The organism is Xanthomonas sp. NCPPB 3005, assembly GCF_041228095.2.
Classification (GTDB): Bacteria; Pseudomonadota; Gammaproteobacteria; order Xanthomonadales; family Xanthomonadaceae; genus Xanthomonas_A; species Xanthomonas_A bonasiae.
Genome location: NZ_CP166096.2, coordinates 4,663,245 through 4,677,070, shown reverse-complemented (window position 1 = coordinate 4,677,070; position 13,826 = coordinate 4,663,245). Strand labels below are relative to the sequence as shown.

At 69.7% G+C, this 13,826-nt stretch carries 11 protein-coding genes; 3 read left to right on the top strand and 8 right to left on the bottom strand.

Annotated elements, in window-relative coordinates; all coding sequences use genetic code 11:
* Positions 1 to 11: 11 nt before the first annotated feature.
* The 6 genes from AB8810_RS20205 to AB8810_RS20180 all read right to left on the bottom strand — a co-directional run bounded on the left by AB8810_RS20205 (position 12) and on the right by AB8810_RS20180 (position 7,294).
* Entirely contained in the window at positions 12 to 1,226 is a 1,215-nt protein-coding gene (locus tag AB8810_RS20205; RefSeq protein WP_369914680.1) for an ABC transporter permease, read from the bottom strand.
* A gap of 15 nt (positions 1,227 to 1,241) precedes the next feature.
* Positions 1,242 to 2,564, bottom strand: coding sequence for an ABC transporter permease (locus AB8810_RS20200; RefSeq protein ID WP_369914679.1), 1,323 nt, complete (start codon positions 2,562 to 2,564; stop codon positions 1,242 to 1,244).
* 18 nt (positions 2,565 to 2,582) lie between these two features.
* Entirely contained in the window at positions 2,583 to 3,824 is a 1,242-nt protein-coding gene (locus AB8810_RS20195) for an ABC transporter permease (RefSeq protein WP_372530398.1), read from the bottom strand.
* 7 nt (positions 3,825 to 3,831) lie between these two features.
* A complete protein-coding gene (locus tag AB8810_RS20190; protein WP_369914677.1) occupies positions 3,832 to 5,163 on the bottom strand; it encodes an ABC transporter permease in 1,332 nt (443 codons plus the stop codon).
* Between the two features lie 13 nt (positions 5,164 to 5,176).
* Positions 5,177 to 5,902 carry an ABC transporter ATP-binding protein gene (locus AB8810_RS20185; protein WP_369914676.1) on the bottom strand — a complete coding sequence of 242 codons (726 nt, stop codon included), beginning with the start codon at positions 5,900 to 5,902 and terminating at the stop codon, positions 5,177 to 5,179.
* Between the two features lie 120 nt (positions 5,903 to 6,022).
* The gene (locus tag AB8810_RS20180; RefSeq protein WP_369914675.1) at positions 6,023 to 7,294 is read right to left on the bottom strand and encodes an efflux RND transporter periplasmic adaptor subunit; all 1,272 of its coding nucleotides are present in this window, start codon (positions 7,292 to 7,294) and stop codon (positions 6,023 to 6,025) included.
* Positions 7,295 to 7,671: 377 nt separating this feature from the next.
* Between AB8810_RS20180 and glmS the strand changes: the two genes are divergently transcribed.
* The gene (gene glmS / locus AB8810_RS20175; protein WP_179568721.1) at positions 7,672 to 9,501 is read left to right on the top strand and encodes a glutamine--fructose-6-phosphate transaminase (isomerizing); all 1,830 of its coding nucleotides are present in this window, start codon (positions 7,672 to 7,674) and stop codon (positions 9,499 to 9,501) included.
* A gap of 170 nt (positions 9,502 to 9,671) precedes the next feature.
* Here glmS and AB8810_RS20170 read toward each other — a convergent pair whose 3' ends face one another.
* Positions 9,672 to 10,802 carry an FAD-dependent oxidoreductase gene (locus AB8810_RS20170; protein WP_369914674.1) on the bottom strand — a complete coding sequence of 377 codons (1,131 nt, stop codon included), beginning with the start codon at positions 10,800 to 10,802 and terminating at the stop codon, positions 9,672 to 9,674.
* 100 nt (positions 10,803 to 10,902) lie between these two features.
* On the opposite strand from AB8810_RS20170, the gene AB8810_RS20165 reads away from it, so the two are divergent.
* Together AB8810_RS20165 and AB8810_RS20160 are read left to right on the top strand one after the other, a co-directional pair.
* Positions 10,903 to 11,631 carry a TetR/AcrR family transcriptional regulator gene (locus AB8810_RS20165; RefSeq protein WP_372530397.1) on the top strand — a complete coding sequence of 243 codons (729 nt, stop codon included), beginning with the start codon at positions 10,903 to 10,905 and terminating at the stop codon, positions 11,629 to 11,631.
* A 323-nt stretch (positions 11,632 to 11,954) separates the two neighbouring features.
* Entirely contained in the window at positions 11,955 to 12,428 is a 474-nt protein-coding gene (locus AB8810_RS20160) for a hypothetical protein (protein ID WP_191825396.1), read from the top strand.
* A 176-nt stretch (positions 12,429 to 12,604) separates the two neighbouring features.
* Here the strand turns inward: AB8810_RS20160 and AB8810_RS20155 are convergent, their stop codons facing one another.
* Entirely contained in the window at positions 12,605 to 13,750 is a 1,146-nt protein-coding gene (locus tag AB8810_RS20155; protein WP_369914671.1) for a copper resistance protein B, read from the bottom strand.
* Positions 13,751 to 13,826 lie beyond the last annotated feature (76 nt).

Genomic DNA, 13,826 nt, shown 5'->3' with positions numbered 1-13,826 from the left:
GTGGCTCCGGGTCAGGCGCTACGGGTGGCGGTGGCGGGGGGGACGGCGGCGGCGCGCAGCGCGGGGCCGAGGACGGCGAGCTGGCCGAGCGCGCACAGCAGCGCCGCACCGGCCGGCAGGTAGATGGCCGGCAGCCGTTCCAGTTCGAAGAAGCGCATCAGCAGGACGTTGCCGGCGTAGGCCAGCAGCATGCCCAGCGCCACGCCGGCGCCGACGATGAGCAGGTTCTCGGTATGGAAGTGCTGCAGGATGTCGTGGCGGGTGGCGCCCAGCGCGCGGCGGATGCCGATCTGCTTGGTGCGCTGCTGCACCCAGAAGCTGGCCAGGCCGATGATGCCCAGCGCGGTGACCAGCAGCATCGCGACGATGACGGCGACCATCAGTCCGGTCATGGCGCGATCGCTTTGGAAATACTCCTGGCGCAGGTCGAGCAGCGGCTTGCTGTAGGCGGTGTCCATCACCGCTTCGGGCACCGCCCGCGCCACCGCGGCGCGCGCCTGCGCGAGGACCCGCGGCAGCTCGCGCGGATCGGCGCGCAGCACGTACGTGCCCGACTGTTCCGCTTCGCGCACCGGGATGACCACCGACCAGTCGCTGCCGACCGCGCCGTCCTCGCTGCGGCCGGGATCGGGACGCGCCAGGTGGTCGAGCGTGCCGACCACGCGGAAGTGGCCGCCGGCCCAGAACTCCTTTCCCAGGGGATCCTGGCCCGGCCACAGATGCGCGGCCAATACGCGCGTGACCCACACGCCAGCCGCGGTCGGCAGGCCGTTTACGAGCGGTTGGTAGTCCGCGTCGCCGAACGCGCGGCCGCTGTCTGGCTTGAGTGCCAGGGCCGCGACGGCGCCCGAGCTGACCATGTAGAAGTGCGGCACGCCGCCGACCTGGGTGCAGTCCTGGTCCAGGCACAGTCCGTTGTTGTTGGTCGGCGTGGCGAACGGCACGCTGTTGACCGCGCCGGCCGCGCGCACGCCGGGCGTGCGGCGCACCGCATCCAGCGCGCGAGCGTTGACGTCGGCATCGGTGCAGCCGTCACAGCCAGACAGCGACACCAGCCCCAGCGCGGCCTCGTCGATGCCGCTGTGCAGATGCACCAGATCCAGGCGATTGCCGATCAGGAAGAAGGCATTGCACAGCACGGCGCAGGCCAGCGCCACTTCCAACGCGATCAGCGTCGCCGCGATGCGATGCCGCGACAGGGCGCTCAGGATGGGAGTGATCTGCATCGTCGCGTGCCTCGGTCACAGACTCTTGAGTTGCATGGCCGGCGCGATACGGCTGGCGCGCAGGGCGGGAAACAGGCCGGCAGCCAAGCTGCAGGCGATCGCCAACATGAAGGTGGCAGCGAACGCGGACAGGTCCAGGTGCGCCAGATCCGCGTAGGCGGTGGGTTGCTGGCGCACGCTCCACAGGCCCAGCAGGGTCAGCAGCCAGCCGCCGACGCCACCGATCAGGCCGATCACGCTGGCTTCGGTCAGGCACTGCGCGAAGATCGCGCGACGCGATGCGCCCAGCGCCCGGCGCACGCCGATCTCGCCGCCACGGCGCAGGAACTTGGCCAGCAGCAGGCCGACGCTGTTGAACAGGCACAGGCCAAGGAACGCCACCGCCAGCCAGCTCTGCAGGCGCACGTCGCCCGGCACCACGCGGTTATGGTCCAGCCATTGCGGCAGGGACAGCAGGCGCGCGGTGTCGGCACGGCCGATGCGCCCGGCGGCATGCTGTTGCGCGGCGTAGTCGGCCAGCAGGCGGCGGTACGCGGCGACCTTCGCCGGCGTGTCCAGTTGCACCCACAACTGCAGCCACACGCACGGCGCGTTGCGCAGGTCCATGGCGGACTCCGTCTTGCCGAAGCAGGTCCATGGCTGGATATGACCGTCGTTGACCTCCAGGCTGCTGGAGAGCGGCATGAACACATCCTGCGGTCGGCCGTAGAAACTGGCGGTGTCGCCATGGGCGAAGCTGCCGCCGGCCAGCGTGTAGAACAACGGCGACGGCCGCCACGGCGCCAGCACGCCGACGATGCGCACCGCCGTGCCGCGCACCAGCAGGCTGCGCCCCACGCTGTTGCGGCCGCCGAACAGCTTGGCGTTGAGGTCGGCCGAGATCACCGCCACCCGCGCCCGATCCTGATCGTCGCGCGCGCGCCAGCCGCTGCCGTAGGCGAACGGGACCTGGAACATCGGAAAGAAATCGGCCTGGGTCATCAGCAACTGGGACATGAAGGCCGTGGTGGCGCTGTCCGGGGCGCGCAGCTTGATCTGACTCTCGGCGACCATGGCCTGGCGATCGGCGCGCCCGCTGTTCCACAGGCCCATGGCCGAGACATAGTCGAGCTTGTCGTACGGCCGTTGGTTGGCCTCCTTGCTGGGGCGCGGATCGAGTTGCGCGAAGAAGATCTGCTGGCTGCGCCCGGGCAGCGGATCGCCGGACAACAGCCGCATCACCGTCAGCGTGGTCATCGCCGCGCCGATGCCGACGGCGATGGACAGCATCATCAGTGCGGTCAGTACCGGGCTGCGGCGCAGGCTGCGCAGCGCTGTCTTGAGGTGATAGGCGAACATCGGGAGTGTGGGTCCGGGTCAGGCGCTGCGGGTGGCAACGGCGGGCGGGATCGAGGCGGCGCGTCGCGCCGGTGCGAGGACGGCCAGCTGGCCGAGCAGCAACAGCGCAATCAGCCCGATCGGCAGATAGACGGCTGGCAGTCGCGGCAGCTCGTAGTGCTGCAGCAGCCACAGGTTGGCGACATACGCCAGCGGCATGCCCAGCGCGACGCCGCTGCCGATGACCAGCAGGTTCTCGATCTGGAAATGGCGCCGGACCTGGCCGCGGGTGGCGCCGAGCGCGCGGCGGATGCCGATCTGGCGGGTGCGTTGCTGGATCCAGAAGCCGCTGAGGCTGGCGATGCCGATCAGGGTGATCGTCGCGACCACGGCGCTCACCGTACCGAACAACCAGATGGCGGCACGGCGCGGCTTGAGCCGCGCGTCGCGCTGCGACTCGTAGTCGCTCACGCGGATGTCGATGCCTTCCATCAAGTCGTTGCCGAGGATGCGCTTGAGCCGCTGCGGGATCTCCGCGATCACCGCCTGGCGCTGCTCGGGCGTGGCCCGGACCGCGTAGGTCAGGATCGGCACGCCGGTCACCTTGCCGGCCGTCACCATCGAGAACTCGGCCTTGCCGTCGTCCAGTTCGTCGATCTGGTAGCGCAGCAGGTGCTTGACCGTCCCGACCACGACGAAGCGCGCGGGGTCCTGCGGGTCCTTGCCGGTCAGCACACCGCCCAGTGCCGGCCGGTTGCCGAACATGTGTCGCGCCAACGCGTCGGTGATGATGACCGCTTCGGTCTGGCCGGGCACGTCGGGTGCGCCCAGATCGATGTCCTTGCGTTCCTCCGCACTGAAGTCGCGGCCGCTGCTCAGCTGCAGGCCGAGCGCATCGAGCAGCGCGTCGCCGGTGAACAGGCTCACCGTTTCGGTCGCTTGCGGACCGGTGACGCGCCCGGTCATCGTCAGCGTGGAACTCATCGGCAGGCCGATCGTCGGCGAGATCGCCTTGACGCCGGGGATCGCGCGCAGCGCTTCGGTGCCGGCGCGCACCTGCGCGGCGTTCCAGCTTCCCTTGTTGCTGACCAGTTGGTCGACCAGGACCAGCTCGTCGCGCGGCAATCCATCCGGGACCAGCATCGGCCCCAGCTTCTGCCAAAGCAGGAACAGCACGTTGGCCAGGATGGCGCAGGCCAGCGCCGTTTGCGCGACCACCAGCAATGGCATCAGTCGTTGCCGGCGCAGCGGCGCGAGATAGGGGCGTAGCGACGTCATCATGGCCCTCTCAGAGGCTCTTCACTTGCAGGGCCGGTTGCAACTGCACGGCGCGCCAGGCCGGAATCAATCCGACCAGCAGCCCGGTGCATACCGCCAGCAGCAACAAGGGCAGGAACAACTCGGGCTGGAAACGGGCCAGGGTGCTGTAGCTCTGATCCTGCAGGCGTACCACCCACAGGCCGAACAGGGTCGCAGGCAGCGCGAGCACCCCGCCGAGCAATCCGATCAGGCCGGCTTCGGTCAGGCAGCGCACGAAGACCGCCCGGCGCGGCGCGCCGAGCACGCGGTGCACGCCGATTTCGCCCGCGCGCTTGAAGAATCGCGCGGCCAGCAGGCCCGCCACGTTCACCACGCACAGCGCAAGCAGGGCGATGGTCAGCCAGAAGTTCAGGCGCACGGTGTCCGGAATCACCCGATTGGCGTCGAGCCACTCCGGCACGCTGTGCAGCGTGGCCTGTGGCGGCCGCGCGTAGATGCCGGCGGCATGGCGTGCGCTGGCGAACGCGAGCAAGGCATCGCGGTAGCTGTTCACTTGCGCGGGCGTACGCAACTGCGCCCACAGGTTCATCCAGCGACAGGCCGCGACGTTGATTTCGTTGAAGCGCACGCCACCGGGCGAGCTGTCGTCGCACTGCTGGTCGACCAGCGGCGTTGCGGCCGCATCCAGCGTCGCCTGCACCGGTACGAACAGCTCGATCATGGTCTCGTTCCAGACCGTGTCCAGCGACTGGATGAAGTAGAACGCAGGCCGCGGGTGCCAGTCGTCGCTGATGCCGATGACGCGGAACAGGTGCTTGCCGACGCGGATCTGCTTGCCGATGCCGTTTTCGGTACCGAACAGCTTCAGGCTCAGCCTATGGCCGACGATCGCCACCGGCGTGGCGGCACGTTCCTCCTGCGCGGTCCAGGCGCGGCCGTGCCGCAGCGGCACGCCGAACATCGCAGGCATCGGGCCGAGCGCCATCACTCCGTAGATGCTCTGCCGCCGCTTGCCGTCCTCGTCGCCGACGGTCAGATAGCTCGCCGCCAGCGCGGTCTGCCCGATATCCGGATGCGCTGCGATGAACGCCTTGGCATCGCCCAGCTTCCAGTGCGACGGCGGCAGGGGGTTGGGCTCCATGTCGTCGTTGCTCTTTTGCGCCTGCCGCGACTCCACCCAGCCGGTGTACAGCTGCTGGCTCAGGCCCGGCAACGGATCGGCCGAGAGCAGGGTCAGCAGGGTCAGCATCGTCATCACCGAGGCCAGGCCCAGCGCGAGGGTGAACACGGCGAGCAGCACCGTACGTGGGTGCCTGCGCACCCCCGTCAATCCCAGCTCCACGGCGTACGGCAACGGCATGGCGGGCTCTGTCTCAGCGGTCGTCAGCGGCGTGCGGCGTCGCCGCGCCGACATGCCCCAGCACCGGCTCGCGCTGCAGGTCGGTGGCCTGGCCATCGACGATGTGCACGTTGCGCTGCGCGCGCGCGGCCAGTTCCGGATCGTGGGTGACCATGACGATGGTCGAGCCCTGCGCGTTGATCTCTTCCAGCAGTTCCATCACCCCGCGCGCCATCTGCGAGTCCAGGTTGCCGGTCGGTTCGTCGGCCAGCAGCAGGCGCGGGCTGCCGGCCAGCGCGCGCGCGATCGCCGCGCGCTGTTGCTGGCCGCCGGACAGCTCGGACGGATAGTGCTTCATCCGCGAACCCAGCCCGACCCGGCCCAGCGCCTCTTCGATGCGCTGCTTGCGCTCGGCCGCGGCCATGCCGCGGTAGCGCAGCGGCACGTCGACGTTGTCGAACAGGTTGAGGTCGGGAATCAGGTTGAAGCCCTGGAAGATGAAACCGATCTTCTGGTTGCGCATGCGCGAGCGCGCGTCGTCGTTGAGGTTGCTGACGTCCTGGCCGTCGAGCAGGTACTGGCCGCTGGTGAAGGTCTCCAGCAGGCCGGCGATGTTGAGGAAGGTGGTCTTGCCGGAGCCGGACGGCCCGGTGACGGCGACGAACTCGCCTTCGCGCACATGCAGATCCAGCGAACGCAACGCGTGCGTCTCGACCTGTTCGGTACGGAAGACCTTGGAGACGGAGCGCATTTCGAGCATGACGTGGTTCCTTGGTGGTTGAGCGGGGAATGGGAGAGATCGAGATTCGGAATCAGCGGGCGGAAAAGGAAAACGGCAGGGGCCTACGAATCCCCACTCCCGAATCCCCAATCCCGGCTTCTAATGCACCGTCACCTGCGGCGCCTCGCCGAACAGGTCGCTGCCGGAGACCACGACGCGGTCGCCCGGTTGCAGGCCCGAGCGCACCTCGACTTCGCCCAGGCTGGTGACGCCGAGCTCCACCGGGCGGCGGATCGCCGAGTTGCCGTCCATCACGTAGGCGTAGCGGCCGCCGGATTGTTCGACGAACGGGCCGCGCTCGAGCTTGAGCACGTTCTTGCGGGTATCCAGCAGCACCCGCGCGCTCATGCGCTGGCTCTGGCGCAGGCCCGGCGGCTGCTTGTCGGTGAAGCGGATGCGCGCGTTGACCTCGCCGTTGACCACTTCCGGCGACACCGCCGAGATCGCGCCGGCGAACGGTTCGCCGGCGCCGCTGGTCAGCTGCGCCGGCATGCCGATCGCCAGGTCGCGGGCGAAGCTCTCCGGCACCTTGATCTCCAGTTCGAACTTGGACAGGTCGACCACGCTCAGCACCGGCGCATTGGCGGCGACGTTGGTGTGCTGCGACACCTGTACCTGGCCGACCTGGCCGTCGAACGGCGAGCGCAGGGTGAGCAGATCGACCTGTCGCTTCACCTCGGTGACCACCGCGCGCTGGCGCTCGGCGAGCAGGCGCTTGTTGCGCGCGTCCAGGCCGGCGCCCTGGGTCTGCAGGCCGGAGTCCTTCTGCGCGTGGCTCATCGCGATGTCGGCCTTCTTCAGCGAATCCTGCGCCTTGGCCAGTTCCACCTGCGGCACCGCGCCGCCGTCGTAGCCGCGCTGGTAGCGCTCCAGGTCGCGGCTGGCCGCCTGCCGTTCGATCTGCGCCTGGTCCACCAGCTTGCTGGCGTTGGCGCGGGCCAGCACCGCATCCAGGTCGGCGCGGCCGGCCTCGGCTTCCAGGCCGGCCAGCGTGGCCTCTTCCTGGGCGAGCTTGCTGCGCAGTTCGGGGCTGTCGATCTCGGCCAGCTCCTGGCCTTGCTTGACCACGTCGCCGGCGACCACCTTCAAGGTCACGGTGCCGCCGGAGATCGCGTACAGGGTGGGGCTGTTGGCGGCGATCAGGCGCCCGTCGGCGGAGATGTCGCGGACCAGGTCGCCGCGGCTGACCGTGGCGATGCGCACGCGCTGCGCGTCGAACGAACGGCTGCCGGCGATCCAGCCGCGCGCGGCGAAGGCGATGCCGAGCAGCACCGCCAACGCGATCAGTGCGGGCCAGAACCAGCGGCGCCAGGCGGCGGCGGAGCGGGGGCGGGCGAGAACCTGGTCCTGGGCGGAAGTGTCGCGGATCATCGGTCGGGTCGGCGCAGTGAGAATGAACGAATCCAAAGCACGTCGCGTGCCAATCGCAAGTGTTTGAAAAGATGGCGGTTCCATTGCAACGGACGGCTGTCCGCGTGTCCGCGGACACGTTCGCGGACACCGTGTCCGCGGCCGGGCCGGACGGTCGGGACAGGCCGCGCTGCCGCGATCCACGTCTGGAGCGTGTACGGCGCCGGGCACGGCGGTCCCCGCTCGGTCGCGCCACGTGCGGACGCGTCGTGCCGGTCCCTGCTACCCGAGCCGTACCGCCAGGGCATGCGATGGCCCACCCAAGTCGCGCCGGCAGGTCCTATAGGACATTCAGCGGACAAAGCTAGAATGGCGATCTTTCGGTGCAGGGTGCGGCTATGTGCGGGATCGTGGGTGCGATTGCGGAGCGGGACGTGGTGCCGGTGCTGATCGAAGGCCTGAAGCGGCTGGAGTACCGCGGCTACGACTCCTCCGGCATCGCCGTGGTCGCCGGCGACGGCGTGCGCCGGGTGCGCCGCACCGGGCGCGTGGCGGAGATGGAAAGCGCCGCGCTGGCCGAGGACCTGCACGCCACGCTGGGCATCGGCCACACCCGCTGGGCCACCCATGGCGGCGTCACCGAGGCCAACGCGCATCCGCACGTCAGCCACGGCGACCTGGCGCTGGTGCACAACGGCATCATCGAGAACCACGAGCAGCAGCGCGAGCGGCTGCGCGCACTGGGCTACGTGTTCGAGTCGCAGACCGACACCGAGGTCATCGCGCACCTGATCCACCACCACGCCGCGCAGGGGCTTTCGCTGCTGGCGGCGCTGCAGGCTGCGGTGAAGGAACTGACCGGCGCCTATGCGCTGGCCGCGGTCAGCAAGTCGCGCCCGGACGTGCTGGTGTGCGCGCGCATGGGCTGCCCGCTGCTGGTCGGCCTGGGCGAGGGCGAGAACTTCATCGCCTCCGACGTGTCGGCGGTGATCCAGGCCACGCGCCGGGTGATCTTCCTGGAAGAGGGCGACACCGCCGAGTTGAGCCGGACCGGCGTGCAGGTGTACGACGCCGAGGACCGGCCGGCGCAGCGCGAGGTGCACATGTCCGAGGTCTCGCTGGCCTCGCTGGAACTGGGCCCGTACCGCCACTTCATGCAGAAGGAGATCCACGAGCAGCCGCGCGCGCTGGCCGACACGCTGGAAGCGCTGTTCGACGCCGGCGGTTTCGACACCACGCTGTTCGGCCGCAACGCACATGCGTTGGCCGACATCGACGGCGTGCAGATCCTCGCCTGCGGCACCAGCTACTACGCCGGGCTGACCGCACGCTACTGGATCGAGGCGATCGCCGGCCTGCCGTGCAGCGTGGAGATCGCCAGCGAATACCGCTACCGCGCCGCCTACGCCAACCCGCGCCAGCTGATCGTCACCATTTCCCAGTCCGGCGAGACCCTGGACACGATGGAGGCGCTGAAGTACGCCAAGTCGCTGGGCCACGCCAAGACCCTGTCGATCTGCAACGTGCCGGAAAGCGCGATCCCGCGCGCCAGCGCGCTGGTGCTGTACACGCGTGCCGGCGCCGAGATCGGCGTGGCCTCCACCAAGGCCTTCACCACCCAGTTGGCGGCGCTGTTCCAGCTGACCTGCGTGCTGGCCAAGCTGCGCGGGCGCCTGAGCGAAGCGCAGGAAGCCGAGTACCTGGAACAGCTGCGCTACCTGCCGGGCAGCGTGCAACACGCGTTGAACCTGGAGCCGCAGATCGCGGTGTGGGCCGAGCGTTTCGCCGACAAGCACAACGCGCTGTTCCTGGGCCGCGGCCTGCACTATCCGATCGCGCTGGAAGGCGCGCTCAAGCTCAAGGAAATCACCTACATCCACGCCGAAGGCTACCCGGCCGGCGAGCTCAAGCACGGCCCGCTGGCGCTGGTGGATGCGAACATGCCGGTGGTGGTGATCGCGCCCAACGATGCGCTGCTGGAGAAGGTGAAATCCAACATGCAGGAAGTGCGCGCGCGCGGCGGCGAGCTGTTCGTGTTCGCCGACCAGGACAGCCACTTCAGCGAATCCGAAGGCGTGCACGTGATCCGCACCCCGCGCAATGCCGGCCTGCTCAGCCCGGTGGTGCACACCATTCCGGTGCAACTGCTCGCCTACCACACCGCGCTGGCGCGCGGCACCGACGTGGACAAGCCGCGCAACCTGGCCAAGTCGGTGACGGTGGAGTAGGTGCGGGCGTGCGTCGCCCGGGCCGGCCTGCGTGCCTTCGCGGGCCAGCCCGCACCGCGCATGCAGATCGCCGGTACAGCGCTGGTTCGTGACGGCCGCAGCCAATGGCCGCTGCCGGCACGGCCGGGTCGGCGCGATGCGGCACGGCGGCTTCTGCGTAACCGATTCGGCTACCCGGCAACGCTGTCGAAGAACGCGACCAGGCCCTGCGGCGCATCGGCGTCGAAGAACATCGTCAGGTTCTGCGCCGACTCTTCGGCAAAGGCCGCGCTTCGGGGGAAGAGGTCCTTTTCGTACGCGGCCAGCGCGGCGTCGATCGCGCCGGGATTGGCGACGATGGCCTTGCCGAGTTCGGCGCCGTCGTAGAGCGCGAGATTGGCGCCTTCGCCGGCGAACGGCGACATCAGGTGCGCCGCATCGCCGAGCAAGGTCACGCCGGGCGTGCGTGCCCAGCGGTGCTCGATCGGCAACGCATGGATCGGGCGAAGCACGGGGGCGGTGTCGCCGTCGGTGACGAGTGCCGTCAATGCCGGGGCCCAGCCAGCGAATTCCGCGGCGACGCGGGCCAGTGCGGCCGCCGGGTCGGCGAAGTCGAGGCGGGCGAACCAGTCCTGCGGCCGGTTCAGCGACACGTAGGTCTGCAGGGTGCCATCGGCATGGCGGTGGGCGAGGATGCCCTTGCCGGGCGCGACCGCCATCAGCGTGCCGCCGCCGATCACCTGCGCGCTGGCCGGGTGGCGGGTGTCGCCGTCGAACAGGCAGGTCTCGATGAACGAGGTGCCGGCGTAGACGGGTACTGCGGCGGACAGCAATGGACGTACGCGCGACCAGGCGCCGTCCGCACCCACGAGCAGATCGGTGGTCGCGGTCGCGCCGTTGGCGAAGCGCAGCAGATGCCGCCCGTCGGCGAGCGGGGCCGCCGTGGCCAGCTTGCATCCCCAGCGGACGGTGCCCGCGGGAAGCGCGTCGAGCAGGAGCCGGCGCAGGTTTCCGCGATCCACCTCGGGCCTGGCGCCGCTGCCCACGTCGGGTCTGTCGATCAGGATGGCGCCTTGGCTGTCGACGATCCGCTTTGCGTCCGCACCGGGAAGCACCAGGCCGAGGAACGCGTCGTAGAGGCCCGCGGCCTTGAGCGCGCGCTGGCCGTTGTAGGTGTGGATATCGAGCAAGCCTCCCTGCGGGCGGGCATCCGCCGAGACCTCGGCTTCGTAGAGCGTTGCGGCGATGCCGTGCACGTGCAGCACGCGGGCAAGCATGAGCCCGCCGAGCCCGGCGCCGATGATCGCGATGGGGGTGTGCATCTGAATCCTTGGTCGAGTGGATGCGCCGGGACCGGCGCGAGCGCTGATGGAACGTTGTTCCACATGTTGGAATGGCGTTCCATCCGTGTCAAGATGGGGCATGGCCAAGACAACGCGCGGCACCCCGCGACGCGAGGCATCGCTCTCGCGCGAACAGATCGTGGAAGCGTCGATCGCGCTGCTGGACAGCGGCGGCGAGGGCGGCCTGACCTTCCGCGCGCTGTCCGAACGGCTCGCCACCGGCCCCGGTGCGCTCTATTGGCATGTCGCCGACAAGCGCGATCTGCTGACCGCCGCCTGCGACGCCATCGTCGCGCGCACCTTGCATGCGCCCTCCGCCGATGCCACGCCGGAGGCGGCGATACGCGCGCTGGCGCTGGGCATGTTCGATGCGATCGATGCGCACCCGTGGATGGGGTCGGCGCTCAACCGCGCGCCCGGCGAGTTGCCGATCGTGCGCATCGTCGAGCGCATCGGCCAGCAGCTGCGCGCGCTCGGCGTGCCGGATCACGAGCAGTGGGCCGCGGTCTCCGCGTTGTTGAGCTACATCCTCGGCGTTGCCGGGCAGAATGCGGCCAACACGCAGCTCGCGCGCACGCGCGGCATCGTCAGGTCCGATTTCCTGGATGCGGTGGCGACCGCGTGGTCGCGGCTGGATGCGGACGCGTACCCGTTCGTGCGCGGCATGGCCGGACAGCTGCGCATGCATGACGACCGGATGGACTTCCTGGCCGGCATCGACCTGATCCTGCACGGCGTGGCGGCACGGCGCGCCCAGGCGCAGCCGGCCATCGCAGCGGCCCGCAGGATCGCCACCAAGAAGAAGTAGCGGGGTTGCGGTCGCGTCGCGGTGCCGGCGCGGCGCGTGCAGCGGACCGGTGCTGGTCAACATGCTGGCGCCATGCGACGTCGTTATGGTCGCGAGCCTCTCTAGTTGCCGGTCCGCCGCTGGTCGTCGGTGCATGCCGCACCGCTTTCAGGCGCGGATGCTCGGTGATTGCGGCGCCGCACGGCATCCGCGTATCCGCCGGGCTTCCGCGGCGTTCGCCGTGCACGCAGGCCGGATTGGCAGCCGCCGCGGTCGGCTGCCAACGCAGTGGCCCGGGTTATGCATAAGCTCCTGGCGAGGGTTCCCACCACGCAGGAGGACGCATGTACGAGTCTTTCAGACAGGGGGCGCCGGCCGAGCTGTGGCAGGCGCTGGTGCACGAAGCAGGGCAGCGGCTGGGCCGGCCGCTGGACGAATCGCGCGAGAGCTATCTGGTGTTCGTGTTGTTGCGCTACCAGGCCGACGGACACCTGTTGTCGCGTACCCAGGCGCTGGCCTGGCTGCATGCGCAGGAGCAGGTCGGGCGCGCCCGCGCCGACGCGCTGCGCGAGGTCGGCGACGGCTGCCTGCTGATCGCCGGCCTGTTTCCCGGTGTGGCCGCGCGGCGCCGGGTCAGCGTGGACTACTTCATCGACCTGGGCCGCGGTGCCTACTACGAAGTGGCCGAGACCCGCGCCAGCGACGCGGGCCTGTTCGGGCAGCTGGCACGTAGTTACCAGGAGCTGGTGCGCACGCTGGGCGCGCTGCGTCCGCCGCGTGCTTGGCAGATCGGGGAGGATGGTTCGTTGCGCGCTTGAGCGGCGGAAACACCACGACGAAGTGTTCGTGGGTCGCCGCGGCGTCGCATGCTGCAATCGATGCCAATACAGCGGAGGCGGTGTTGTAGGAGCGGCTTCAGCCGCGACAGGATCCATCGGGAAGGCCCGTCGCGGCTGAAGCCGCTCCTACAGGGCTCAGGCGCTCGAACGGCCGCTCAGAACCAGACGCGTACGCCGGCGACGACGCGCGTCTCGCGTGCGGCTTCTCCCGCGTCGCGGCGATAGTCCGCGGTCGTGCCGAACGCGCGCTCGTGGACCACGCCCAGATACGGCGCGAAGCGGCGGCTGATCGCGTAGCGCAAACGCAGCCCGGCCTCGACCGTGGACAGGCCGCTGCCGATGCCGTGCGCGCGATCGTCGGCGAACGCCGCCTCCGCTTCCAGCCGCGGCTGCAGGATCCAGCGGTTGGTCAGCAGCACGTCGTACTCGCCTTCCAGGCGCGCACTGGCGCTGCCGCCTTCGTCGACGTACAGCGTGGCCGCGACCTCGAACTTGTACGGCGCCATGCCCTGTACGCCGAACGCGGCCGAGGTGCGCGCATCGCCCGAGGCGAAGTCCTGTTTCACGCCAACCAGCAAGTCCCACCAAGGCGACACCGCGTGGCCGTACAGCGCTTCCAGGTCCGCCGCTTCGGTGCGGCCGCCGCTGCGCTCGCCTTCGCTGCGCAGCCACAGCCGGTCGATGTCGCCGCCGTACCAGGCGCTGGCTTCCCAGGCCTGGCCGCTGCCGCGGTCGTTGTCCCAGCCCTCCAGCCGGTCGAACAGCAAGTAGCCGGTGCGCGACGGCGCATGCAGCATCGTGTGCGTACGCAGGACCGGGAACGCGGCGGCGCGGTCGGCGTCGGTGAGCGCAGGGATCGGCTCGCGCGGTAGCGCCGACGCGGGCGCACTGGCGCAGGTGCACGTCGCCGCCGTACTGGAGTGAGCATGGCGCGCGTCGGCTTTTCCGGGTTCCCGCTCTCCGGTCCCTGGTCCCGGCTTCGCAGTCCCCGGCTGCATCCCGGCGTGGTCGTGCATGGCGTTGTCGGCCTGCGCTGCGGTCGGCGTGCCGTGCTCCATCGTGGCCGGGTGCATGTCCATGTGCGGCATGTCCGCATGGTCCGGCATGGCATGGTCGGCATGGGCTTCGCGATCCATGTCCATGTCCATGTCCATGTCCATGCTCCCGCTGCCCTCCGTCGGCGCGGCCGGAGCATCGGCGGCCTGTGCGGCGTGACCCATCGCAGCGTGATCCATGCCGGCATGCGCCATCGCTTCGTCATCACCGTTGGCGATGGCGGGCGGCGATGGCGGGGTGTGCATATGCGTTTCATCGTCGGGCGGCGGACACACGCATGCTGCAGCTGCGGATGTGGATGCAGGTCCGCTGGCCGATGCT

What these genes read in the sequence shown, in the direction of transcription:
- AB8810_RS20205 (WP_369914680.1), bottom strand. Translation starts at nt 1,226, where the DNA reads ATGCAGATCACTCCCATCCTGAGCGCCCTGTCGCGGCATCGCATCGCG.
- AB8810_RS20200 (WP_369914679.1), bottom strand. Translation starts at nt 2,564, where the DNA reads ATGTTCGCCTATCACCTCAAGACAGCGCTGCGCAGCCTGCGCCGCAGC.
- AB8810_RS20195 (WP_372530398.1), bottom strand. Translation starts at nt 3,824, where the DNA reads ATGATGACGTCGCTACGCCCCTATCTCGCGCCGCTGCGCCGGCAACGA.
- AB8810_RS20190 (WP_369914677.1), bottom strand. Translation starts at nt 5,163, where the DNA reads ATGCCGTTGCCGTACGCCGTGGAGCTGGGATTGACGGGGGTGCGCAGG.
- AB8810_RS20185 (WP_369914676.1), bottom strand. Translation starts at nt 5,902, where the DNA reads ATGCTCGAAATGCGCTCCGTCTCCAAGGTCTTCCGTACCGAACAGGTC.
- AB8810_RS20180 (WP_369914675.1), bottom strand. Translation starts at nt 7,294, where the DNA reads ATGATCCGCGACACTTCCGCCCAGGACCAGGTTCTCGCCCGCCCCCGC.
- glmS (WP_179568721.1), top strand. Translation starts at nt 7,672, where the DNA reads ATGTGCGGGATCGTGGGTGCGATTGCGGAGCGGGACGTGGTGCCGGTG.
- AB8810_RS20170 (WP_369914674.1), bottom strand. Translation starts at nt 10,802, where the DNA reads ATGCACACCCCCATCGCGATCATCGGCGCCGGGCTCGGCGGGCTCATG.
- AB8810_RS20165 (WP_372530397.1), top strand. Translation starts at nt 10,903, where the DNA reads ATGGCCAAGACAACGCGCGGCACCCCGCGACGCGAGGCATCGCTCTCG.
- AB8810_RS20160 (WP_191825396.1), top strand. Translation starts at nt 11,955, where the DNA reads ATGTACGAGTCTTTCAGACAGGGGGCGCCGGCCGAGCTGTGGCAGGCG.
- AB8810_RS20155 (WP_369914671.1), bottom strand. Translation starts at nt 13,750, where the DNA reads ATGCACACCCCGCCATCGCCGCCCGCCATCGCCAACGGTGATGACGAA.